The organism is Haloarcula sp. CBA1122, from assembly GCF_009741785.1.
In the GTDB taxonomy this organism is placed as follows: domain Archaea; phylum Halobacteriota; class Halobacteria; order Halobacteriales; family Haloarculaceae; genus Haloarcula; species Haloarcula hispanica.
Map to the genome: position 1 here is coordinate 1 of NZ_WPCB01000053.1, position 24,014 is coordinate 24,014.

Below are 24,014 nucleotides of genomic sequence, written 5' to 3' on the forward strand. Positions count from 1 at the left end.
GGCGTTCCCGAGTCCCGGCCCGACGATCAGCGTGTCGTGCTCTGCCGCCAGTTCGGCGAGGTTGTCGACGTGGGGTGGCGCGAGGTGGTCCCCGTCGAACGGTCTGAGGATGAGGTTCTCGCTGTAGGACTGGATTTCCCGCGCGACGACTGCCGGGCAGGCGACTCGAACGAGGTCGGCCCCGCCTCTGAGGGCGGCCTGGGCAGTGAGCGCCGGCGCGCCGGTGTACGGGCCGCCGCCGACGACCAGCACCTCGCCGTTGTCGCCTTTGTGGCTCGCTGGGTCCCGTTCGAGGCGGGTGAGATCACCGCGCTCGATGAACAACTCCGCGGCGTCGGGGATGCCGATGTCGGCGACTGTGACCGGGACGTCGAGGTCCGCCAGACCGGGTTTGGTGTCGTGAAACGTGACGACGTGGTCGGCGTCGACGGCGTTCTCGGCTAGCCGCCCCGTTTCGGCGTCGAGGCCCGACGGGACGTCCACAGAGAGGACGATCGCGTCGCTCTCGTTCATCGCTGTGGCGGCCGTTGCCTCCGGTTCCCGGAGGGCACCGGCGATTCCCGTTCCTAGCATCGCGTCGACGACGACGTCAGGGCTCCCAAGGTCGAAGGCCGAGGAATCTTTGACTGGTTTCGTCGGATACTCGGCGTGCTGGAGGGCATCCCAGTTCTCCCTGGCAATCGTCGTCGAGATTGCGTCCGGGCGGCCCAACAAAAGGACGCGGAGGTCGTACTCGTCGAGAAAGCGGGCGGTGACGAGCGCGTCTCCGCCGTTGTTCCCTCGACCAGCGACGATGGTGACTTGGTCGCCGGGGTCAGCGAGGGTACGGACCGCCCGTGCGACGGCGTGCCCGGACGACTCCATCAGCTGTTTGCGCGGGACGCCGAGCGCCGCGGCGTTCTCATCGACGACACCCATTTCGGAGCCGGTGAGCATACCCGCAGGTTCGCCCGCCAGTGAAGTAACTCTACGGGACGGCGGCTTACCAGCGGACCTCGAATCCGTCGATGCCCCTCGGCTCCTCGAACTCGACTTCGACGTCGGTTACGTTCGCGCGTTCGCTCCCCTCGTGGCAGAACTCGACCATCGCATCCACGTCGGCTTCGGGGCCCTCGAACACCGCTTCGACGCGCCCGTCGTCGAGGTTCCGGACCCACCCGTCGACCCCCTGGTCCTGTGCACGCTCCCGCGTGGTCGCTCTGTAATAGACGCCCTGGACACGACCGGAGACGAATACATGTGCTCGCGTGCGAGCCATGTCCGAGGGTTTGATTGCGGACTCCGTTATACTGTCGCCTTCCATCACCCGCGTCAGTTTTCGTCGCTGCCCGTCCGGAGATAATGGAACAAGTAGGTCTGCGTGTAGCCGGCGTACTCGCCGCCGAGCGCGGCCCGGATGGCCCGGGACGTGTCGGTGTAGTTCCCTCGCTCACACTCCGGGTAGTACTCCTCGATGGTCGACCGGATCCAGGTGTCTAGCGGGACCGCTTCGAGGTAGTCAAGCGAGAACAGCAACACGCAGTCCGCGACCTTGTCGCCGACGCCGACGAAGCGGGTGAGCGACTCCCTGGCGTCCTCGTAGTCGAGACCGACGGCTTCCTCCGGGTCGGCCTCGCCGCCTGCGACCATCTCCGCGGTGCGCTGGACGTACGGCGCTCGATAGCCCAGCCCGAGGTCCCGGAGGCGTTCTTCGGTCGTTTCGGCCAACGCTGACGGCGTCGGATAGGCGTTGTACGTCCGCCCGTCGAACTCGACTGTCTCGCCGAACGCGTCGCGGAGCGCCTGTTGCATACTGTGTATCCGGGCCACGCGCATCTGGGCCGAGCAAATGAACGAGATGAGGGAGCCAAACGGTGGGTCCTGAACGAGACGCATCCCCCAGAACCTATCGTAGGCTGATTGGACCACGTCGTCGGCCGGTGCCGTCGTCCGAATCGCGGAGAGGTCGTCCCTAAGCCGCAGGAGTCGCTTGAGGTCTGCCTCCGCGTCGATCGTGGACTCCCATTCGAGGACACCGTCCCGCTGCCGGACGCGGATGACTGCTGGTGACCCGTCTCGACGGACTGTCGTCCAGTACCACGCGTCGTCCCCGGTTCCCCCGTCGCGCTGGTACATTTCGCCGTCCTCCCGGTTCCAGAGGTAGGACTGCCCGCTCTCGACAGTTGCCTGGAGGTCGATACCGCCGGCCAGCGACCCGACGTCGATGACGCCCTGTTCCATTGTCCGTGTGTACGGACCCGGAGGTAATGGCGTTACGAGTTCCGCTCGCACGGGTTGGAGACCTCTCTCGACTAGCGGACGTTCATATCCGTCTGATCTGTCACTGCTTTTCGCCGTCGTGATGTTTTATGTCGCTTGCGTCTGTGCGGCTCAACGGTGCTTTCTGCCCCTCTATACCACGATATATGGGGTGAGAGGTGATCCCCGTTTCAGGGCTAACCTTCATTATATTGGGAAACAAACATACTAGCATGAATTGCCGAGTTGTTGTCGAGGCCGCAGTCCCAGTGTACGATGTGGCATCTGCGGACGAGGCAGTTCGCATCGCCATCTCGAAGACGGGGGAAATGCTGAACCCCGACCTCAACTACGTCGAGATCAACATGGGCGACCGGCACTGCCCGCACTGCGGCGAGACACTGGAACCGGCTTTTCTCGCGGCCGATGAGAGTCTCGTCGCACTCGAACTGGAGATGACCGTGTTCAACGTCGAACGGGACGAACATGCCGCCCGAATTGCACGCAAGGAGATCGGGCAACGACTCGAGAACATCCCGCTCGACGTGCTCGAAATCGAGGAGATTCCGGAGGAGGCCGACGAAACGACGGACGACGAGTCTTCGTCGACAGAGTCGACAGCAGAGGCCGATGACCAGTCGTCGGGCCAGTCCGAGGACGAATCGGACGACGTGTTACCCGAATTCGAGGAATTAATCGACGAGTAAGTCCGGTTACCGAGCAACAGGGTCTCTCTGTTCAACACCCTCGACGTATCGCGTCTCCAATATGATTCCGACAGCCGTTATACAGTCACTAATAGCATTGCTCGTCGGGAGAACTGCATAGAAACGACGGAGAACTGTTAGTCCGCGGCGGCAGAAACTGGCTCTTTGGTCTCGTCAGCCATCTCGGAGGCAATACCGTCAGCAATCGCAAAGACAGCGGCCTTGTGGTCTGTTTTCGACTTGTGAATCGATGTCGGCTTGACGCCCAGTTCCTCGTATTCGTCGTGGTCTACTTCTGTCCCGGATTCGGCTTCGTAGTGGTTCTGTACCTGTGCAAGCAGGCCGTGAAGGTGGATGAGCTCCTGCTTTTTCATAGTCAACCCAAGGTAACAACTCGAAGGTTATAGTACTACTCTGATGAAGGTTAACACACGGCTCTGCTAGTAATACGTAATAGTTCATGAATAATTCCTGGTGCGGAGTATATTTTGAGTTTTTTACACTGAATTTTACCATTTCTCCAAAGGCACTGTTGAGTGCTAGCAATGTACAACGCTTCGATGACGGACGGCCTCGACTCGAACACTGTCGACTCAAACTCGTTGCGGGAGTCTCCGGCTGGCACCCAGAGTTATGGGCTGCCTATACCTGCTATCGGTATGGACCAAGCCACTCTCCCATCAGAAACCGAGATCGGCCGGGTGGCCCTGACCGTTGCTGACTTACCACCGACTGTCGATTTCTACCGTGATGTTGTCGGCCTCCAAGTCCTAGACTCAGACGACGACCGGACGATACTCGGTGCGGGTGGACAGGAACTACTGATCCTGAACCGTCGGCCAGACGCACCAGCGAGAGGTTCTGCCGGGACCGGGCTGTACCACGTCGCGTTTCGCGTTCCGTCGCGAGCGGCGCTGGGTGATGCACTCAAGCGTATCGAATCGGAGTGGACACTTTCCGGCGCATCGGATCACGGTGTCAGCGAGGCGCTATATCTGTCGGACCCGGCCGGTAACGGCGTCGAGATCTATCGGGACTTTCCGCGGGCGCCGTGGCAGGAGACACCGTCGGGTCACGTCGAAATGGTGACAGAGCCCCTCGATACGCAGTCAGTCGCGGCTGCCGCGACCGGTGAACAGTCGATGCCCGCTAGGTCCGATATTGGACACGTACATCTGGAAGTTTCGTCAGTGGAGACGGCCCGGTCGTTCTACGCCAACGCACTCGGATTGCGTGTCAGAGCCGCGTACGACGGCGCGGTGTTTCTGGCGGCCGGTGACTACCACCACCACATCGGAGCCAACGTCTGGCAGGGGCGGTCAAGGCCCCACGCCGGACAGGGTCTGGCGTGGTTCGAGATTCGATTCCCCGACGAAGCAACCCTTGCTGCGACACGTAAGCGCCTCCGTCAGTCCGGCTACGCTGTCTCCGAAACCGATACCGGTCTCACAGTGCGTGACGGTGACGACATCGAACTCCGATTGCGAGCCTGAACACGGGATATCTCGACCGATTGACCGATGTGCCAAGTCAAGTGTCTTCGCGCGCTATCTGAGGTATGCACACGACACGGTGGCTGGCTACGGCAACCGGGCGAACGGGAACAGAAACGGACTGCACGGACGTGACAGGGCACAGCCGACGGCCGGGAGGAGCGCGATGAGCGGCCCCCATCAGGGCCAGCAACTCGTGACTGCTGGAGCCGCGCTATCGGAGGCGAGCGCGGCGGCGGTGCTGGTCCACGGTCGGGGTGCGACTGCCCGGAGTATCGTCCAGATGGGAACAGAGTTCCAGCAGGACGGGCTGGCTCTGCTCGCCCCCCAGGCCGCGCGGAACACCTGGTACCCTAACTCCTTCCTCTCGCCGGTCGAGCAGAACGAACCCGGGCGGACATCGGGACTGCAGGCTATCGAGGACGCCGTCACGGAGGCCGAGGAAGCCGGGATACCAACCGACTGTGTGCTCGTCCTGGGCTTCTCCCAGGGGGCCTGTCTCGCGAGCGAGTTCGTCGCCCGTAACCCGCAGCGCTACGGCGGGCTCGTGGCTCTCAGTGGTGGCCTCATCGGCGAGACCATCGACGAGAGCGAGTACGAGGGCGACATCGAGGAAACGCCGGTGTTCCTGGGCTGTAGCGACGTCGATCCGCACATTCCCGAAGAGCGCGTTCACGTTACGGCCTCGGTCTTCGAGCAGCTGAACGGGGACGTGGAGGAACGCATCTACGAGGGGATGGGCCACGGCGTGAACGAGGACGAACTGGCGTACGTCTCGTCGCTGGCCGCCACCCTCGTCAATTAGGCCGTCCGAGCGTTGGTTCGTACACCGAGATAGCCTCGCTGAGCGTGCCAGCAGGGAGTTACCGGCCCCTCACCGCGAGACTTAGTGATTGGAAAGACTACACATGGCATGGACCTTTCCCGCCGACGGCTTCTCACGACGGTTGGTGCCGGTGTGACACTCGGCGGCGCAGGCTGCGCGGGAGATGACGGCTCGACTACTGGATCGCGTTCAGTGGCCGGGTCCGGCGGCGGAACCGGGACGCCATCGACGGCAACCGACCGAAGCGACGGGTCGAAGCCACCGACGGCTGATGGTCGCCTGCATCTAGACTACGAGATCGGGACGCTCGAAGAGAAGATCGTCAGCGGCGGCGTTCGTAAAGACGGTATTCCGTCCATCGACGACCCGACGTTTGCCGAGACGCCTCCAGAGATACTGGCTCCGGACGACCCGGTGTTCGGCGTGGTCCGCGACGGGGAGGCGAAAGCCTATCCGCAGTACATTCTCGTCCACCACGAAATCGTGAACGACACTGTCGGTGGTAATTCCGTCGCTGTGACGTACTGTCCGCTGACGGGCACCGCACAGGGATTTGAGCGCGGTCCGGTGGAGTTCGGCGTCTCAGGGCGGCTTGTGAACTCGAATTTGACGATGTACGACCGGGGCACCGATAGCTGGTGGCCACAGATGCTGGCGACAGCGATTACGGGCCCATTAACTGGCGAGTCGCTGCGGGAGTTCCGGATCACTTGGACGACGTGGGACCGCTGGTCCAGTACCTATCCGGAAACGACCGTTCTGACCGAGGATACCAGCTTCTCGCGGCGTTACGGCACTGATCCATACGGCCAGTACAACGCGAAACGCGGCTACTATTCGAGCACTCGGACGCTGTTTGAGCCGCTGCAGGGTGACAGCCGCGCGCACCCAAAGACCGTCGTCATCGGGACCCGGACGGAGACGGGGGCGGTGGCCTTCGATAAGGGAACACTGCTGAGTCAGCGCGTTCTGACAGGCAACATCGGCGACACGCCGTACGTCGCCGTCGCCGACACCGACCTCGAAACGGGCTACGTGTACGCGAATCCGGAGTCAGCGACGGTCGAAGCGGCGGACGACGGCTACACGCTCGAAGGGACCACACACGATGCCGATTCGCTCCCGCTGGACCGTTCACTGGCCTTCGACGCCATGTGGTTCGCCTGGGCCGGTTTCTATCCGGAGAGTGCGTATGTCGACTGATAGTGCAGCCGACGGGGCTGGTGTGGCCGCTCGCATCGAACGCTTGCTTCGGCACACTGCGGTTGCGGTCCGGGGAGCGCTCACCCGCCGCGACGGTCAGTTGCTTCTGGGTGTGTCTGGACTGGCGTACTTCCTGCTGTACCTCGCTGGTCTCAGACACCTCGGTTTCGGCCCAGCCGGCTACGAGGTTTCTGTCGTCAGTAACCCGCTTACCCGTGCGTTCCGGCAGGTCGGGCCGTTTCAGTGGGAACCGATTGCACTGGTCGTCGTCGGCCCAGTCGAACTGCTCGTCTCGCCGCTGAACGTGCTTCTCGGTGCCGTCTTGGCATCGCTGGTCGGACTCAACCTCGCCGTCTCCGCCGTCGCGTGGCGCGGCCCATCGGCCTGCCGTCTCGGCCCGGGGGCAGGGGCTGTGTCGGGGTTGCCGGGACTGCTCTCCGGATTCGCCTGCTGTGGGCCCACTATTTTGCTCGTTGTCGGTGTGCAGGCGAGCGCTGGACTTCTCTCGCTGTTCCAGTGGCTCCTTCCGCTCACTGTCGTGGCACTGCTCGGAACCCTTCTCTGGGTCGGCAGCCGAGTCGAGCCAGCGTGACAGGCGACGTAGATTGTTCCTACTACCGGGGGGTAGCTAGTAACTACAGGCTACCGGCCCAGGTAGCGGTTGGAACTTTTTTCCCTCGATTTGAGGGAAACATATAATTACTCCGTACGACCCATCTACCAGTATGACCGCTACTGTCGTGAGCGAGGTCAACCGACCCTACGTGCCGACGGGCGGGGCGAAACTGACCGCTGAGATCGAAGTCGAGCCCGGACGGTTGGAGGAGCCACCCACGCGACAGATTGCTCTCTGTATCGACGCGAGTGGATCGATGGCCGGCGAAGACATCGAACAGGCCCGCGCTGGCGCTGAATGGGTGTTCGGGCTACTCGACGAGGACGATTACATCTCGATCATCGCCTTCGACAACGAGGTCACGACGGTTCTTGCACCGACCCGGTGGGGGACTATTTCGCGTGAAACGGCAGTGGACGCGGTCGCTGACATCTCCGCTGGCGGGGGCACCGATATGTACAGCGGCCTGCTGGAAGCGAAGGCGTCCCTGCAGGATCTGCCGACAGACGACAACACGGCTCGGCGGGTCCTGCTCCTCTCTGATGGGAAGGACAACTCCCACGACCCGGAAGCGTTCGGGACGCTAGCACGCGAAATCGACACCGAGGGCATCAGAATCAAGGCGGCCGGTATCGGGAGCGACTACCGCGAGGAGACGATCCGGACGCTCGGTACCGTTGCCCGCGGCGAATGGACACACCTGGACGCCGCCGGTGACATCGAGTCGTTCTTCGGCGACGCAGTCGAGGAGGCCGGGACCGTCGTCGCTCCCGACGCCCGTCTCGAACTTGACGTGGCTGACGGTGTCGAGGTGAGTGAAGTGTACCGCTCGCTGCCACAGACCCAGTCTGTAGACCCCAACTGGGAGGACAACGCGGCTGTCGTGCCGCTGCCCGACCTGCTAGAGCGGGAGACTCAGCGAGTCGTGCTGAAGATACACGCGCCGGCCAACGACCCGCAAGACGCCGTGTCCGTGGCGGATGTCACGCTGCACGCTGGCGGCGAGACGACGCGGGAATCGATCACCGTCGACTACACCGACGACGAGGCGAAACTGGCCGCGCACAACGAACAGGTCGACGTGGACCACCGACAGACCGTTATCAAGACGGAACTCGGCAAGGGCAACGTCGCCGAGGCACAGACCCAACTGGAGCGGATGACGCGCATCCACGGCGAGGACACCGAGGCCGTCCAGACCGCTGAGCGTGAGACGCGGATCGTGATGGAAGGCGGACGCAAGGAGCAGAACAAGGCGACGAAGATCGTCACTGACGAGGGCATCCAGAAGTGACTGCAACGACCTGCAGTGTCGGCAGGGCCGCTACTGGCCGGAGAAACGGGTGATCCATGAACTGGGAACCTGAGAGCGGTGATGTCATCGCCGGCCAGTACGAACTCGAGGAGTTCCTCGGCAAGGGAGGGTTCGCGAAGGCGTTCCGCGCCAGAGACACCGAGACGGGTGAGCCGGTCGCTGTGAAGTACCCCAACTACACCGAATCCCAGAACGACCCCGACATCATCGAGGAGTACTTCAAAAAGGAGGTCGGATCACTGGAACGCATCCGCCGGGCCGGCGGTCACGAGAACGTGATGGACTACTACGATCAGGTCACGGAGCGTGACGTTCCGTTTCTGGTCGTCCAGCTGATCGTCGACGGCATCGAACTCGACGAAGTCATCGACCAGCACGGCCCAATCGACGACAGCGAACAGGTCCGACAGATCGGCATCGACCTCTGTGACGCGATGGGGTTTCTCCACGAGAACGAGATCGTCTACCGGGACCTGAAACCGGAGAACGTGATGCTCACACCCGACATCACGCCCACGCTGATCGATTTCAATACGGCGACGGGGTTCGATGCCACCGAGGATCCGTCCTCCGGCAACACCGGGACGACGATTCTGGGGCCGTTCAAGCCCCGCGAAGTCGCCGAGGCCAGCCGAACCGACGTTCGGCAGGGGCCGTGGTCGGACGTGTATTCTATCGGGAAGATACTCCTATTCTTGCTCAAGGGGAGCGTCCCGAAGAAAGACGGGGTGAACCCGCAAGCGTTCGGGGCCGACTGCGACGATTATCTGGCCGAAATCGTCGAACGGGCCACGCAGTCACATTACCGCGACCGATACCGGAACGCGACGGTCCTCAAAGAGGTCCTCGAACGGCGCGATCCAACGCCGCCCGCGACGGCGTCAGTGACGTACATTCAAGCGGACAGGCAGTTCACCGTCGAACCGGGCGACACTATCGGGCGACAGGGCGCGAGCGGTCCCCCGGCATCGATAACAATCGAAGACCCGCAGGGGGAGTACATCTCCTCGGTGCAGGTACAGTTCGATATCGAGGACGGCGAGTGGTCCCTCCACGACCGGAGCCTCAACGGGACGTTCGTCCAGAAGGGGGCCGGTTGGCAGCGGGTCCTCTCCGAACCCGGACGCAACCGTCTGCGCTCCGAGGGCGAGGACCCGACCGACAGACACGGCAACGTTCCACCCGAGTCGGTGACACTCACCGACGGCGACCTGGTGTCGCTGGTCCATCCGACCTACGGGGTCACGTTCGAGTTCCATCCGGAGGAGTCATGAGATACAGCACGAACTACGACATCGGCGAGCGGAAGCGAGGACAGGGCATCAACGAGGACAGCGTCTCGCTGACGGTGTTCGAGGAGGGGCATCGGGACGGCTACCGCGGGCAAGACAGGCCACAGTCGAAGGAGCCGGTCACAGCAGACGGCGACGAGACGGCGGATGTGACAGACGAGACAGCCGGTACTGAGACGGCGACCGATACCGCTGACGACACGGACGCAGCGGACACTGACGAAGGGGCTTCAGCTGACACTGAGGGCAACGGGAGACCGATGAACCGTTCGGCCGGCGTGTTCGTGGTGGCCGACGGTGCCGGCGGACACGACGCCGGAGACATTGCGTCGTACATTACGACGACTATCGTGGCTGAACACCTCGCCCCCGTGGCGATTCGAACGGCCCGGAGTTATCCCGGCGGGTTCGACGTCGATGTCGCCCGCGACGTCCTCCCGGACCCGCCCGGCGAACAGGAACTCGAAACTGCCGTGGCGGAGGCGATTACGGCGGCCCACCGCGAGATCATCCGGTACGCAAACGAGACCGGGACCCAATCCTACACGACGGTCGTTGCAGGCATCTACGCCGACGGCAAACTCCACTACGGCTGGGTCGGTGATAGCCGGGCTTACGTCGTCAACAGCGCCCGTGAGACGATTTCACCGCTGACCAGAGACCACGCCGTCGTTCAGGAGTGGGTCGACAACGACGAAATCGACCCGGTCGAGGCACACGTCCACCCGAACGGCAACGAGATCACACGCGCGCTGGGCGGGTCCGGCTACGAGGACCCCGACGAGGCGACTGTCGGGGTGGACACGCGGACGGTCAGGCTGTACGCGGAGGACACGGTGTTGGCGACCAGCGACGGACTCATCGACGCACAGACCGACGCGCCGGAACTGTACGAGGAGTACGTCGATTCGGACCACGCCGATTCAGTGGCCGAGCGTATCCGCGAAGCGGCCGTCACCGACGACGAGATCCGTGACGTGGTCCTCGATGCAGCGTCCCTCGACGCGGCGAGTCGGGAGTTCGTGTCACTGGCAAACGACCGCGGGGGGAAGGACAACATCTCCGTGCTCCTGTTTGCCGACAGTGCGCTTCCGGAAACACCGGAAAGCGGCGGGATGCCAGTCCGAGATATCGACCCTGATCTCGACATTTCCGAACGGGATACCGTTATTATGACAGACGAATAGAGAGAAAGTTTCGTGGGACAAGTATTTTATTTCTCGACTCTATACTCTCTAACGAAACCCATGCCTGAATCCGACCGCACGGTAAAATGCCCCATATGCGACGAGGACTTTGATCCGACAGTCGCGGGCGGATGGTGCACAAACCCGGACTGTGGTGAGTGGCAACACACTGACGAAAGCGCTGCTGATTTTGACACCGACGATGCGGTGCCGGACGACGCCGACCTGATACCGGAAGGCACGGACGAGGCGGACCCGACGGATGGCCGGCCGATGGGGGCTAGCGACGAAGCCGACGCCCCAGATGGGCACACTGTCGACGATGACAGCGACGACGGCGCATCGGTGGATGGAGCCTCGGATACTGGGGCAGCCGAGGCCGGAGACGAGACGGTGGGGACGGCGGAGACGGCGACGGAACACGAGCCTGAAGCCGACACCGATGCCGAAAACGAAACCGAGCCGAAGGCTGCGGAAGAACCCGACGAGGATGACGACACCTCGGACCAGTCCAGCAGTGACTCCGATGCGGACGCCGAGGTATCCGACGACACCTCGGAGACAGATGACGACGCGGCGACGATTTCCTGTCCGGACTGTGACCGCGAACTCGACGCCGACGCGAATTTCTGTGTCGCCTGCGGTGCCGACGTACAGGATATCACACCGGGCGACGACGGCTCGCTCGACGCGTGCCCGTCCTGTGACACCGCTGTCGACGACGATGCCAGCTTCTGTGTCAACTGTGGGGAGGACTTAGACGCACATCGCGGCGAGAGCGACACGCCGACGGCTGACTCGACAGGGTCGTCGACCGCCGATGAGACGGAGAGTGAGTCAGGAGCCACGGGCAACGCCGTCGACACACTCGCGTCACAGTCCACCGACGACGCGGCGGTACCGGACAAACTCGTCCTCTCGGTCGAGGGTCGTGACATCACCATCGAAGACGGTGACCGCATCGGCCGGGAGATTCGGGCGGCACTATTGGATGCCGGGCGACCGGAAGACGAAGCGGTTCGGATCCACCGCGAACACGTCCGGTTCGACCGCCAGCCGGAAGGGTACTATCTGGTCGACCTCGGGGACAACCCGACGCGGCTGAACGAGACCCAGTTGAAGAAAGGCGACCGGGAACCGATCCAACCGGGCGACGAACTCGAACTGTCGGGCGTCGCCACGATGACAATTCGGGCGGCGTGACCACCCACAGTTAAGCGGTCGGTCGGGAAATATCAGGCTGATGGAGCGTGGTCGACTGGGGTTGGAACTCCGCGAGTCCGCCGCACTACTGCGAACTGAAACCTGGCTGTTTGTGGGTGTGGGTCTGGCATGGCTCGTCTACGGTGGCTGGGTGCTCGCGACGGGGCTGCTGTTGGCGCAGTTCCCAGGGATCGAAGGTACTGTTCTTGTGACACTTGCTGGCCGGACTATCTCGCTACGCACTGTACTTGCCGCCAGTCTCTGGCTCCTCGGTCCGTCGCTGGCGACCGTTGTCCTCGTCAACCGACGGCTTCGGAACAGCTACGGCAACCTCGCCGACGCGTATCGGCTGGACCATCCGAGCCTGTTGCTCGCTCTCCCCGGCAGTGTGCTTCTGGGCTGCCTGTTGCTCAGTGTCACGCTCGGCCAGCAACGTCTGCTCACGGTAGTTGCACTGTTCGGGACGGTGCATCTCGTCGTCCGGACCGTCGCCTATGGACACCGCGTCTACACGCTTTCGGTTCCACGACTCCTGTCGCTGCTGGTGTTCGTAAGCGCCGCTGCTCTCGGGACTGGGTGGCTGACCCAGCCGGTCGTCGCACCCGGCGTGTCGTCGTCGCTGTCCCCGTGGCTGGCGCGGGCGGGCGTCGCTCCCGTAGCGGAGACGGCGCTGCAACTGACGGGCGTACAGCCATCGCAAGCCACACCTCTGTTCATCGCCGTCCCCGGCGTGCTGGCGAGCGCGTACCTCCTGTTCCAACTGCTCGCTGGAACCGTCGTTCGAATCCGTGCGCCGCTTTCGAACCCCCAGCGCCGTCCGGACCAGCGGTTCCCTATCATGCCACCGGTCGGCGGCTCACAAAGCAGCGACGAGAGTCCGACTGCCGAACGGACTGTGGACGCCGCACCGGACTCCCGGGAACAGACTGGAGCGGGGACCGACACCGCAGATGCTGACAGCGACGAGGAGCCACCGGGACACACCGGGACGCGAGTGTTTTCGCCCGACGAGGTCCCGGCGGCGGAACCGCCCGCTCACGGATCGGAACAGAACAACGCGCAGCCGTCGGACGACGACGCGGAACCGGAAACGGCGGCCACCGACAGCGGTACAGAAACGGAATCGGAGACGGCCGGGACGGACAGTTCGAATGCGGCTGACTCGGCGACGAACGAGGCATGGATGGACGATACGTCCGTCTTCACGCCGGGCGGCCGCGACGCCGGCCAGTCGTACTGTGGCGAGTGCGGCGAGTCGCTCCCGCCCGATGCTACCGCCTGCCCGTCCTGTGGCGACCCCGTGGACGAGTGAGACGGTCAGCGGTTCGAAACGGGGATGTCACCGAGCGCAACGGTGTATTGCGTCGATTGTACCGAGCCCCCGTCCGGATACACTAGCACTGTTACGGAGACAGTGTCCGGTCGTTCGCCGGGGGGCAGTAGCCACGACTTGGTCACGTCGTCAGTCTGATTCACTGGTAGCTGTCCGGTGCTCGCGGATTCCGCAACCGTCTCGCCGCTGCGGGTGGTGACGCTGTCGAGACGAACTGCCGCGGGGTCTGTCCCGGTGTTCGTCACGTTCACCGTGAGCGTGAACCGCCACCCCTCGTCAGCGGTGACGACAGACGCCGCACCGATGCGGGCTGAGACGTTCGCGGATTCCAGAATCGGGTCGCCGACGCCGGCACCGGCCGGCTCCGCAGTCGGCGTTTCGGGGACCGCCTCATCCCCGGTGTCCCCGGTCAAATGATGCCCCATCATACTCCCGAAGGTAACGACCTCGATGAGGATCGGCAAGCCGATTCCAACGATGATGAGGAGTCGTAGCAGCGTTTTCTGCTCCGGACCGTCGACGTCGTCGAACATGATGAGAGAGTAGTGAAGTTGTGTTAGACCGGGATCGGCGGGCTACCGGGCGCGAACAGTCCATCAGCGACCATGCTGGCGAGCGGCGGCCCGTAGGCGATGGCGATGAGAAGCAGGGCAATCGCCGTCCAGAGCTTGTAGTTGTCCAGGATACGCGGGCTGTGGTCCGCGCCGGACAGCGGCTCCGGAATCGTCCCGTTGACCGACAGCGTCCCGCCGCGGCGAGCGAGCAAGGTGTCGGCCATGACGATGAGGAACATCGCCGCGCCGACGAACAGCAGGAAGCCGCCGATGGCGATCTGGATGCGCATTTCGCCGACCGTTCCGGCGACGCCCTCGAACGCGAACTCGTCGTACGTCGGTTCGGCAGTCCGTCGCGGAATGCCGGCGAGGCCGGCGCGGTGCATGGCGTTCGACATCACCGCCATGCCCACGAACCAGACGTACGGCTGGAGCGTGGCGATGGTGCGCTGTCGGAGTTTCTTCCCGGTGATCTGTGGGACCAGCCAGTAGCTGATCGCCATCGCCGTTAGCGCGAACGCAGTCCCGACGGTGAGATGGAAGTGGCCGGGCACCCAGATGGTGTTGTGGATGAGGTAGTTGATGTTCATCCCGGCGTTGATCATGCCGGAGAACCCTCCTGCGGCGAACATCAGGCCGGCGAGCATACAGCCGGCGAAGGCCGGCTTACCCCAGGGCAGATTCCGAAGCCAGGAGAGATAGCCCTTTGCACCCCGCTGGCGAGCGCCGTGTTCGACCGAGGCGACCACGGTGAACGCGGTCAGCAGCGAGGGCAACAGCAAGAACATCGTGTTCGTCATCGCGATGAACTTGTAGCCCGAGGGGATACCGGGGTCGGTGTACTGGTGGTGGAAGCCGACCGGGGTCGAAAGCAGCAGGAAGGCGACGAACACGACGCGGGCCAGCGGGTCACTGAACAGCCGCCCACCGGCCAGCTTCGGTAGAATCGTGTACCAGACGAGATACGCCGCATGAGCCAGAAGTACACGACCGGGTGGCCGAAGTACCAGAACAGCGTCCGCGTCAGCAGCGGGTCGACGTTCTGGATGAGTCCGAGCGACCACGGAATGAGGAAGGCGACGACCTCGACGGCGACGCCGATGGTGGAGACGTACCACATCAGCATCGTCGTCAGGACCATGAACGTCTGCAGGGGAATGCGTTCACCCGGGTTCTCAGAGCGCCACTCCCACAGGGACTTGAAGTACGCGAGGCCGGCGACCCACGAGCCGACGATGATGAGCGCGGCGCCGATGTAGAACGCCGGGTGCGCCTTCATCGGGGCGTAGAAGGTGAACAGCACGTCCGCTTCGAGGTCGTGACCCAGGATCGACGGCGAACCGACGATACCGCCGATGATAGACACGGCCGCAAGCACCGTCCCCGTGAGCATTATCCAGAAGGCCGACCAGGCGATACGCTGTGGCAACTCCCGTTCGAGACTGCTGGCGACAGCCCATGTGAACAGTCCTGCGATGAAGAACGTGGTAAACACGAGCGCCAGCAGGACGCCGTGGCCCGTCAGAATCGTGTAGTAGTCGGCTGAACTGACGAAGCCCCGGAACACGCCGGTCCGATGGAGCGCCTGGATGACGCCGAACAGCGCACCGATTCCGAGAGCGATGAACGAGACGAGGAACTCGCTACGGACGAGCTTCGACGTTTTCGGATAGGAGTCGACGAACACCATTACTGATCCGCCTCCTCCTGAGCCTGTGCGTCATCTGCGGACTGGTCGATGTTCTCTTGCTGCATATCGTACTCCTCCGGCGGGACGACCTCGACGGAGCCACCCATCGTGTGATGGGCCGCCCCGCAGTATTCGTGACAGATGAGCCCGTAGGTGCCGGGCTCGTTGAACCGGGCCGAGACTTCCGAGACCTGCCCGGGAATGACCATCGTGTTGATGTTGGTTTCGACCACTGAGAAGCCGTGCACCACGTCTGCACTGGTCACCTTGAACGTGACGTTCTCACCCGCGGGCACGCGGATCGGTGTGTCCCCAGTTCCGGGAGAGAACTGGAACTGCCGGGCGACGACGTACACGACGTACTGCCCGTCCTCTTTGACGACACCGGGGTCGTCGAACTGGGTCCCAGTGTTACCGTTCTGTACTTCTTCTGCGCTGATCTGTCCGCCCGTATCGTCGACCATCCCGACGCCGACACCAACCGACCCGTACGCGATGGTGGCGATGAAACCGACGATGAGCAGTATCGCTGCACCGAGCCAAACTTTTTCGAATCTATGAACCTGCATGATATCACCCGATTATTGAGACACGGCCGAGGAACTCGACGAAGTACATGAACACCCACAGCAGGGCGATGAGCACGAAGTAGAACGCGACCAGCGCCGCCGTTCCCTTCGGGTCGTACTCGTCGTGGCCTAATTCGACAGCCGGTTCAGTTTCAGCGGCCTCTTCAACAGGTTCCGGGCCGCTCGCCCGCCGTAGCTCGCCACCTTCACCCGTCTGTGGTGGCCGCCCGTTCTGGCGGCGTCGCATCGCGACCGCGAACAACAGCGGCGAGAAGAACGCCAGCAGGACCGAGCCTGAAAGGAGCCACTGCGGGCCGGAGAGTTCGATACCGCTCCCTTCCTGTCCGCTGCCGCCGTCACTGCCACCACCGCTGCCATCGAGCGGGCCACCGACAACGACAGCGCCCTTCATCCCGAGTGACTCGTGAGGGACACAGACGTATTTGTACACGCCCATTTCCTCGAAGGTATGGCTGTAGGTCGTGCCGGCTTCGCTGACCGCGCCCCCGGAGTCGAGTGGACCGTCACCGTCGGAGACGACGTTGTGGCCGCCGCCTTCGCCGGTCCACTTCCACGTCACTTCGGTGCCGGGTGTCACCCGAACCGCTGGCGGGTCGAAGGCGAACGCGCCGTTGTTGCCCTGTGAACCGACCGATATCTCGACGCTATCGGCGTCGGTTCTGTCGACTGTCGTTCCGTCGTAGTTCGACACGTCGTCGAACCAGCCGCCGTAATCCGGGTTTGCCGGCGGTCCTTGTTGCTGACCGCCGCCATCGGAGTCGCCGCCCCCGCTGCCACCGGACCGGACGACGACTGCGCCTTTCATTCCGAGCGCTTCGTGGGGAACACAGACGTACTTGAACATCCCCTCAGACTCGAAGGTGTGGCTGTAGGTCGTGCCGGCTTCGCTGACCGCGCCCCCGGAGTCGAGCGGGCCGTCGCCGTCGGAGACGACGTTGTGACCGCCGCCTTCGCCGTTCCACTCCCAGACGACCTCTGTGCCCGGGCTGACCATCACTGCCGGCGGGTCGAAGGCGAACGCGCCGTTGTTGCCCTGCGCGCCGACGGTGATTGTAACAGTGTCTTGGCCTCGCTTGTCGGCGGTCCCGTCGTAGTTCGAGACGTCGTCGAACCAGCCGCCGTAGTCCGGTTCTTCCTGTGCTGTCGCCGTGCCGGTCGCGGCCAGCGCCGCCGTCCCGGCTGCGGCACCGACGAACTGTCGCCGACTCAGCGCCATCGTCGCACCCCCACCGCGTCGTGCGAATCTGGCAGCTGGCTGCTTCTAGCTTCGTGCCGTACCATATCTGGGAAGATAGCAGATTACCTAAAAAAACCCCTGATGGTGTTTTCAGCCGGCAGGAACGACCCGTTTCTTTTTATAATCCCTCTAACGTACGGCCAGATATGTCTGCGTCAAGCCCTCGGCTCGTGACGTTGCTGGCGCTGCTCGGTCTCGCGCCGGTCGCGTACTACATGCAGGGAACCGGACGCTCCATCGTCGCGCTCTCGCTGGTCAGCGTCGTCATCATCGCCGGCAGCCTGTTCTGGATGACACAACCAACCGAGTCGAGTACCGTCTGATATGCAGTTCGGGACGGCGGGGCTGAGTTCCGGTGAGACGGCCGGCCTCGCGGCGTTCGTCGGGCTGGGACTCGTCGGGAGTGTCCACTGCCTCGGGATGTGCGGGCCGTTAGTCACCACCTACGCCGATAGACTTGACGACGGCGGGCCGGTATCAGGCCACGAAATACGTCAGCACGCGCTGTTCAACGCCGGACGGACGCTGAGCTACGCGCTCGTCGGAACGGTGCTTGGCGCTGCTGGCAGCGTTCTGTACGACGTGGCCGGCTTAGCACGCCTCGGGACCGCCGTCCGTGGAGCCGTCGGGGTTTTCGTCGGCCTCGCTATCATCACCGTGGGGCTGGGGTATCTCTCCCGTGGCCGCGCCGTCGATGTGGCCCGGTCGCTACCGCTGGTCGGGGACCTGTTCCAGCGACTCTCCGCGTCGCTCGTCGCCAGAGTCGACCGGTGGGTCGACGGCCCGGGGATGGTCGCGCTGGGTGCAATGCACGGGCTGCTCCCCTGTCCGCTGCTCTACCCGGCGTTCCTGTATGCGTTTGCGACGGGATCCGCGCTCACTGGCGGGCTCTCGCTGGCCGCGCTCGGCCTCGGGACGTTCCCGCTGGTGTTCGCCTACGGGACCGCCTTCGGCACGCTGTCGCCGGGCCATCGCGCGACGCTACACCGGGTGCTCGGGGTCGTCTTCATCGCGCTCGCGCTCGTCCCGCTGTCGAACGGGCTGGCGGCGTTCGGTATCGTCATCCCGAAACCACCCCTGCCGATGCCCTGGACATGACCCACTGTACGCTCTGTGACCTGCCGGTTGATACGCCGGTCACCGACGACGCGGTCGAGGGGACGTTCTGCTGTCGCGGCTGTCTGGAGGTCGCCCGGACGCTCGACGACCCGGCGACGGAGACCCACGATGCGGCCGACACAGGACCCGACCCGGACGACGCCGACGGCGAGACGGCCTTCCTCTCCGTCGAGGGGATGCACTGTGCGACCTGCGAGACGTTTCTGGAAGCGCGGGCCACAGACCACGACGCGTCGCCGCCGCGGCCGCCAGCTACCCGACCGGGACGATGAAACTCACCTACGACGCCGATACGCTCTCCGAGTCGGACCTCGCGGACGCGGTGGCCGGCACCGGCTACGACGCCAATCTGCAGGCCACAGAGACCGACGACGAGTACGAACTTGAGGGGCGTCTCATCGTCGGCGGCTTCTTCGGAATGATGACGATGCTGTGGTACATCCTCTTTCTCTACCCGGCCTACCTCGGTGTCGACCCGTCGCTGTTGCTGTTCGACCCGGCGGGGCAGGCGGGGGACTACCTGCTGTGGAACATGGCCGTGATGACCGGTGTTGTGGTCGGGTACACCGGGTGGCCGTTGCTTCGCGGGGCCTACGTCAGCCTCCGGGCCGGCCGGCCGAACATGGACCTGCTGGTGGCGATGGCTGCCGTGACCGCTTTCCTGTACAGCGTTGTCGCCGTCATTTTGGGACATACAGAGGTGTACTTCGACGTGGCGACGGTCATCGTGATGGCCGTCTCGGTCGGCGACTACTATCAGGACCGGGTCCGGCGGCGCGCGCTGGACCGCCTCACAGAGTTCACGACACAGCGGGCCGATAGCGCCCGGCGACGCACCGACGGTGGTCACGAGGAGGTCGCGGTCGGCGACCTCGGCCCGGGTGACGAAGTCGTCGTCCGGTCCGGGGATCGCGTCCCGGTCGACGGCACCGTCGTGGAAGGGACCGCTGCCGTCGACGAGTCGCTCGTGACGGGGGAGTCGCTAGCCGTCCGGAAGACGGACGGCGACGAGGTCATCGGGGGGTCGCTGGTCACGCAGGGCGGCGTCGTCGTCCAGGTCGGGCCGGACGCCAAGAGCACCGTCGACCGGCTGACGAACCTGCTGTGGGAGGTCCAGAGCACGCGCGGCGGCGTCCAGCGGCTGGTTGACCGTATCGCCGCCGTCTTCGTCCCGCTGGTGGTTTTCCTGGCTGTTCTCGCTACCGGCGGGCACCTCGTCGCCGGAGCGACGCCGACGGACGCGATGCTGACCGGGCTGGCTGTACTCGTGGTCTCCTGTCCCTGCGCGCTGGGGCTGGCGACGCCGCTGGCGACCGCGGCCGGCATCCGCCGGGCGCTGGACGGCGGAACGGTCGTCACCGGCGATGCGGTGTTCGAGACGGCGACCGACGCGGACGTGGTCGCGTTCGACAAGACGGGCACGCTGACGACCGGCGAGATGGAACTGCTGGAGCAGGCCGACGAGCGGGCGATGTCTCGGGCGGCCGCAGTCGAGCAGTTTGCGGAGCATCCCGTCGCCGAGGCAGTGACCGACGCCGTCCCGGTCCCCAACGCGGCTGTCTCCGGGTTCGAACAACACCCGGGTCAGGGCGTCAGTGCGACGGTTGACGGAGACCACGTTGTCGTCGGGACACAAGCGCTGTTCGACGACCTCGGGTTCGACGTGTCCGCCGACCTCCGGACCCAGTGTGAGCGTGCGACTGAGAACGGGCGTGTCCCGGCGCTCGTCGGCTGGGACGGCGAAGCACAGGACGTGCTCGTCGCGGGGGACAGGCTCCGCGCGAACTGGGAGTCGGTCGTCTCGACGCTCGCCCGGGACCGCGATGTCGTCGTCATCACTGGCGACCGGCCCGAGGCCGCCGTCCCGTTCGAGCGCCACGACGGCGTCGACGAAGTGTTCGCCGGGGTGCCGCCGGAGGCGAAAGCCGAAGTCGTCGAGCGACTGCAGTCCCGCGGGACTGTCGCGATGGTCGGCGACGGGAGTAACGACGCCCCGGCCCTGGCTGCCGCCGACGTCGGCATCGCTATGGCGTCAGGCACGTCACTGGCCGCCGATGCGGCCGACGCGGTCGTCACAACAGACGACCTGCGCGCCGTTCCTGACATGTTCGCCGTGACGGCCGCAACTCGCACGCGGGTCCGACAGAACCTCGCGTGGGCGTTCTGTTACAACGCCGTGGCGCTCCCGCTCGCGTTGCTTGGCGTCCTGAACCCACTGTTTGCGGCGCTGGCGATGACGGCCAGCAGCCTGCTCGTCGTGGGGAACTCCACGCGGACGCTGGCGGGAACAGCCACACACAGCAAGGCAAGTGCCGAGGGACCGACTGCGACGCAGCAACCAGCAGCGGCCGACTGAAGCCGTGCTGTCGTGCCAGCGAACGCGCCCGTTCTTGTCATTTGGTATCATGTCTGAAACAGATTTAATATATCACCGGTTCTGGTCGGATATACGTCGCTTTCACCGACGTGGTGACCCATGACTTACGCAATTCCCGTTCCCGCGCCAACGTCGTTCGCTCGCTGGCTGTACAGCGGGCGGTCGGCTATCGAACGTAGCCTTGACGCTACGGTCGAGTACGCATCCCTTATTGGGGAACGGGCCACTGCGGACACCCGCTCGGTGAAAATTCCGCCCGTGGCACCATAGACTGGTTCGCTGCCGTGGGACCGGCGTCCCACTCACGGACGCCGCACTGCGGTGGCGATTCGTTCGGGCTCACTGTCAAGCGGTGAAGCCCTGTCTCCCGCTCGGCCACTCCGTCTGATAGGCCTGCACCGCCCAGTGTGGCCTGTCGGCCTGTGCCACTCGCCCCCGAGTCTGTACTGTGTCGTGTAGCTATCTCGCTGTCCAGCCGTCGGGTTCCCCATCCTCCCGGTGTGGGAATCCTGTACCGGCCGTTCCGGGCCGGACGTACGCGCCCGCCACCCGCGCAGTCTCCGACCGACGCGACTCGACTGGTGAGTGCCCTCTCGGCCCGGTTCGACTCCGGCCGTCGGCGTTATGTCGCTGCAGGCGACTCCCCCGACCGAGGTATCGGCCGACGTATCACTGCGCGTTCCGCGTGGCGGGTCCGAGACCCTCGAAGCCGGTGTCGCCGGTGTCCTCGCGGCCGTCGACGGCGTCGAAGACGTGGCGGTCGACCGCGTGACCAGCGTGCGGCCGACCTGGACCGACATCCGGGTCGACGCCGACGTGTCGCTGACCCTGTGCGTTGACGCTGAACGGAACACCGCCGATGGCCGCACCGAACTCCTGCAGGAGGGGTTCGGCGTGATGGCGGTCAACCGCCTCAACGTGACCGGTAACGCGTAAGCGCAACCCTCTAACTCGCCCCGTCTCCTGCTTTCCCGAAATCAACAAGTGGGGCCGGGTTCCTGCCTGGCGCAGGTCCGATTCCGGCCGGGAAATCACCCATGATGCATAGAACCTACCTCGCCGCTGTCATCGGTAGGCGGCGACGCGACTCGAAGAGCCGAGCACAGTCACGCCGTACCCGTCGGCTGTAGCCGCCGGGACCGGTCGCAGTCGTCCGTATCCGGACTAGTCTGCTGGCCTGTGTGGCCGAGCCTGTAAGATACTGGAACGCGAAGTAGTCCGTATGACGGTCCATACGTCCGACGACCGCTGGCTCGATGCCCCCGTTGAGACGGTGTTCACCTTCATGGACGAGCCGTCGAACCAGGCGGCCGTCACGCCGAGCCTTACCCGCGCCGAACGCATCGAGCGGCTGCCAAACGGCGGGAATCGGGCTGCTTACGAGTACAAAATGTTCGGGGTCACCTTCACCGGCGAGGTTCGGGCGACGACGTACAAGCCGCCCGAACGAATCGTCTACGAGATGAGCGGCGACCTCGCCGGGCGGATCGCCTGGCGGTTCGAACCGGAGCGCAACGGAACGCGGCTCACCTACGCGGCCGAATACGAGGTTCCCGGGCCGCTGCTGGAGTTTCTCTTCGCGCCGCTTATCCGATGGTACAACTGCCGGGAGGTACGGCGGCTGCTGGAAAACATCGCCGGGGCAGTCGAAGGGGAAGAGTGAGTCGTCGCCGGTTCGCTGTCGTAACTGCGCTACTCGTCAGTCCAGAGCGCGTCCGAGAGCGTCCGCTGGACCGCTTCCTCGCCGACGGCCGTGGCGAGCGTCTCGAACCCGTTTCGCTCGACAGGGTCCTTTGCGTTCGCAACGAGCCTGGAGACGATGAACTCCGGCGTGGACTTCCCGACAGTGCCAAACCGGGGCTGATAGTCGACCTGTAGTTCGAGGTCCTGATTCAGCCCTTCGGCGAAGATGCCATCGACACGGGCCTCGACAGGCAGCGGTTCGAGATCGTCCGCGAGGTGAGTGACGAACACGCCCAGCGCATCGCGGTCGACGGTCAGCGTCACGAGCCCGTGGAGGAGATCGGCGGCGGAGCCGGGCTCGGTGATAGCCTCGAACTCGTCGACGAGCATCAGCGTCCGGTCGCTCTCGGTCAGCGGCGGGACGACAGAGCGCAGCGTCGATTCGAGGACGCCGGCGTTGAACGAGGCGTGCCGACGGTGGAACACGACGGTGTCGACAATGCCCACCTCGGCGGCCTCGGCGGGGACCGGCAGCCCCATCTGGGCCAGCAGTTGCACCTGACACAGCGTCTCCAGCAGGGTCGTCTTCCCGCCGGAGTTCGCGCCGGTCAGGACAGCCACCCGGTCGCCGCTTGGCGGCTGGTTCGCCCGGTCCAGGTCCAGCGTGTGGTCGCCGATGGCGTAGGTGACCGGCTGGACGCTTTCCACGTCGGCGATGGTGAGGTTCCGGGCCCGCTTCACCGCGATGGTCTTGCGGTCCTCGACGAACGTCGGGCGCGTCAGGTCGAACGCGATGGCGAAGCGGGCGAGCGACACTGAGAACGCGATGTCGTCCACCGCCTCGATGGCGGCGTCGATGTCCCCGCGGGCGTCCGCGAGGTCGTCTTCCAGCCGGTCGGCGACCGTCCCCTCGCGCTCCCGGACGTCGCTTCGGAGCGTGCTTCGGAGTTCCCGGAGCGCCACGTCGACGAAATCCCGCGCGTCGGTCGCCTCGCGGGGCATCGCGTCGCGGACTCTGGCAGCGTCGATACCTGTCTCGCCCGTGACGTGCCGGACGAGCGCGTCCTGGAACTCGTCGGGCCGCCGAGCGCCCTCCTGAACGGCCTCGACGACCTCCATTGATGCCGCTGCAAGATCCTCTATTTGCCCGAGCTGGTCGCGCAGGCGGTCGAGTTCCTCGTCGGCCCCTTCGCCGACGGACTCGCCGTCGCCCGCGAGGCCGGCGAGCGCCGCCCGGCCAGCCGTCAGTGACTCGCCGTCGAGGGCCGCTAACGGCTCGAACACGCCGCTCTCGATGCCAGTGTCCCGGAGTGCGAGCGCCACGTCGACTGCGGCTAGTTCACCCCCCGTC

22 protein-coding genes and 2 pseudogenes are annotated in these 24,014 nt (G+C 64.5%); 15 read left to right on the forward strand and 9 right to left on the reverse strand.

Annotated features, from left to right (window positions below):
* The 3 genes from GJ630_RS16255 to GJ630_RS16265 all read right to left on the reverse strand — a co-directional run.
* Window positions 1-936, reverse strand: a 936-nt coding sequence (locus GJ630_RS16255) for an NAD(P)H-hydrate epimerase (protein WP_191450364.1), incomplete at its 3' end; no start/stop codon positions are given.
* A 46-nt stretch (window positions 937-982) separates the two neighbouring features.
* Complete coding sequence (locus GJ630_RS16260) at window positions 983-1,306, reverse strand: acylphosphatase (RefSeq protein WP_151145980.1); 324 nt, start codon at window positions 1,304-1,306, stop codon at window positions 983-985.
* Between the two features lie 5 nt (window positions 1,307-1,311).
* Window positions 1,312-2,220 (reverse strand): DNA-3-methyladenine glycosylase, encoded by a 909-nt coding sequence (locus GJ630_RS16265; RefSeq protein ID WP_050038185.1) that lies wholly within the window; start codon window positions 2,218-2,220, stop codon window positions 1,312-1,314.
* Window positions 2,221-2,471: 251 nt separating this feature from the next.
* Between GJ630_RS16265 and GJ630_RS16270 the strand changes: the two genes are divergently transcribed.
* Window positions 2,472-2,945 carry a DUF555 domain-containing protein gene (locus tag GJ630_RS16270; protein WP_014040571.1) on the forward strand — a complete coding sequence of 158 codons (474 nt, stop codon included), beginning with the start codon at window positions 2,472-2,474 and terminating at the stop codon, window positions 2,943-2,945.
* Between the two features lie 137 nt (window positions 2,946-3,082).
* Here GJ630_RS16270 and GJ630_RS16275 read toward each other — a convergent pair whose 3' ends face one another.
* Window positions 3,083-3,319, reverse strand: coding sequence for a UPF0058 family protein (locus GJ630_RS16275; RefSeq protein WP_004592453.1), 237 nt, complete (start codon window positions 3,317-3,319; stop codon window positions 3,083-3,085).
* A gap of 285 nt (window positions 3,320-3,604) precedes the next feature.
* Between GJ630_RS16275 and GJ630_RS16280 the strand changes: the two genes are divergently transcribed.
* The 9 genes from GJ630_RS16280 to GJ630_RS16320 all read left to right on the forward strand — a co-directional run bounded on the left by GJ630_RS16280 (window position 3,605) and on the right by GJ630_RS16320 (window position 13,392).
* Window positions 3,605-4,438 carry a VOC family protein gene (locus GJ630_RS16280; RefSeq protein ID WP_044952237.1) on the forward strand — a complete coding sequence of 278 codons (834 nt, stop codon included), beginning with the start codon at window positions 3,605-3,607 and terminating at the stop codon, window positions 4,436-4,438.
* Between the two features lie 166 nt (window positions 4,439-4,604).
* Entirely contained in the window at window positions 4,605-5,243 is a 639-nt protein-coding gene (locus GJ630_RS16285) for an alpha/beta hydrolase (RefSeq protein WP_014040569.1), read from the forward strand.
* Between the two features lie 108 nt (window positions 5,244-5,351).
* Window positions 5,352-6,467: a DUF3179 domain-containing protein gene (locus GJ630_RS16290; protein ID WP_023843300.1), complete on the forward strand. Its 1,116-nt coding sequence runs from the start codon at window positions 5,352-5,354 to the stop codon at window positions 6,465-6,467.
* Window positions 6,457-7,059, forward strand: coding sequence for a hypothetical protein (locus GJ630_RS16295; RefSeq protein WP_191450368.1), 603 nt, complete (start codon window positions 6,457-6,459; stop codon window positions 7,057-7,059). Before GJ630_RS16290 ends, GJ630_RS16295 begins: the two co-directional genes overlap by 11 nt.
* Before the next feature lie 133 nt (window positions 7,060-7,192).
* A complete protein-coding gene (locus GJ630_RS16300) occupies window positions 7,193-8,377 on the forward strand; it encodes a VWA domain-containing protein (protein ID WP_050038182.1) in 1,185 nt (394 codons plus the stop codon).
* A gap of 56 nt (window positions 8,378-8,433) precedes the next feature.
* Entirely contained in the window at window positions 8,434-9,672 is a 1,239-nt protein-coding gene (locus GJ630_RS16305) for an FHA domain-containing serine/threonine-protein kinase (RefSeq protein WP_191450370.1), read from the forward strand.
* Window positions 9,669-10,877, forward strand: a complete 1,209-nt coding sequence (locus GJ630_RS16310) for a PP2C family serine/threonine-protein phosphatase (protein ID WP_050038181.1) — start codon at window positions 9,669-9,671, stop codon at window positions 10,875-10,877. Before GJ630_RS16305 ends, GJ630_RS16310 begins: the two co-directional genes overlap by 4 nt.
* A gap of 60 nt (window positions 10,878-10,937) precedes the next feature.
* Entirely contained in the window at window positions 10,938-12,080 is a 1,143-nt protein-coding gene (locus GJ630_RS16315; RefSeq protein ID WP_191450372.1) for a zinc ribbon domain-containing protein, read from the forward strand.
* A 40-nt stretch (window positions 12,081-12,120) separates the two neighbouring features.
* The gene (locus GJ630_RS16320; RefSeq protein ID WP_191450374.1) at window positions 12,121-13,392 is read left to right on the forward strand and encodes a zinc ribbon domain-containing protein; all 1,272 of its coding nucleotides are present in this window, start codon (window positions 12,121-12,123) and stop codon (window positions 13,390-13,392) included.
* Between the two features lie 5 nt (window positions 13,393-13,397).
* Here the strand turns inward: GJ630_RS16320 and GJ630_RS16325 are convergent, their stop codons facing one another.
* The 4 genes and pseudogenes from GJ630_RS16325 to GJ630_RS16340 all read right to left on the reverse strand — a co-directional run bounded on the left by GJ630_RS16325 (window position 13,398) and on the right by GJ630_RS16340 (window position 17,463).
* Complete coding sequence (locus tag GJ630_RS16325) at window positions 13,398-13,946, reverse strand: hypothetical protein (RefSeq protein WP_191450376.1); 549 nt, start codon at window positions 13,944-13,946, stop codon at window positions 13,398-13,400.
* Window positions 13,947-13,969: 23 nt separating this feature from the next.
* A pseudogene (locus GJ630_RS16330) lies at window positions 13,970-15,657 on the reverse strand (b(o/a)3-type cytochrome-c oxidase subunit 1).
* Window positions 15,657-16,226, reverse strand: coding sequence for a cytochrome c oxidase subunit II (locus GJ630_RS16335; protein WP_014040559.1), 570 nt, complete (start codon window positions 16,224-16,226; stop codon window positions 15,657-15,659). The pseudogene GJ630_RS16330 and the gene GJ630_RS16335 overlap by 1 nt, the downstream one beginning before the upstream one ends.
* Before the next feature lie 4 nt (window positions 16,227-16,230).
* On the reverse strand, window positions 16,231-17,463 hold the full coding sequence (locus GJ630_RS16340; RefSeq protein ID WP_191450378.1) for a halocyanin domain-containing protein: 1,233 nt from the start codon (window positions 17,461-17,463) through the stop codon (window positions 16,231-16,233).
* Window positions 17,464-17,630: 167 nt separating this feature from the next.
* Between GJ630_RS16340 and GJ630_RS19660 the strand changes: the two genes are divergently transcribed.
* The 5 genes and pseudogenes from GJ630_RS19660 to GJ630_RS16360 all read left to right on the forward strand — a co-directional run bounded on the left by GJ630_RS19660 (window position 17,631) and on the right by GJ630_RS16360 (window position 22,643).
* Window positions 17,631-17,807 (forward strand): hypothetical protein, encoded by a 177-nt coding sequence (locus tag GJ630_RS19660; protein WP_023843297.1) that lies wholly within the window; start codon window positions 17,631-17,633, stop codon window positions 17,805-17,807.
* 1 nt (window position 17,808) lies between these two features.
* Complete coding sequence (locus GJ630_RS16345; RefSeq protein WP_191450380.1) at window positions 17,809-18,582, forward strand: sulfite exporter TauE/SafE family protein; 774 nt, start codon at window positions 17,809-17,811, stop codon at window positions 18,580-18,582.
* Window positions 18,579-20,959, forward strand: a pseudogene (locus tag GJ630_RS16350) (heavy metal translocating P-type ATPase). The gene GJ630_RS16345 and the pseudogene GJ630_RS16350 overlap by 4 nt, the downstream one beginning before the upstream one ends.
* Before the next feature lie 645 nt (window positions 20,960-21,604).
* Complete coding sequence (locus GJ630_RS16355; RefSeq protein WP_014040554.1) at window positions 21,605-21,916, forward strand: hypothetical protein; 312 nt, start codon at window positions 21,605-21,607, stop codon at window positions 21,914-21,916.
* Between the two features lie 286 nt (window positions 21,917-22,202).
* Window positions 22,203-22,643 carry an SRPBCC family protein gene (locus GJ630_RS16360; protein ID WP_146418088.1) on the forward strand — a complete coding sequence of 147 codons (441 nt, stop codon included), beginning with the start codon at window positions 22,203-22,205 and terminating at the stop codon, window positions 22,641-22,643.
* 29 nt (window positions 22,644-22,672) lie between these two features.
* Here the strand turns inward: GJ630_RS16360 and GJ630_RS16365 are convergent.
* The coding region (locus GJ630_RS16365) for a DNA mismatch repair protein (protein ID WP_191450382.1) at window positions 22,673-24,014 on the reverse strand (1,342 nt) is incomplete at its 5' end.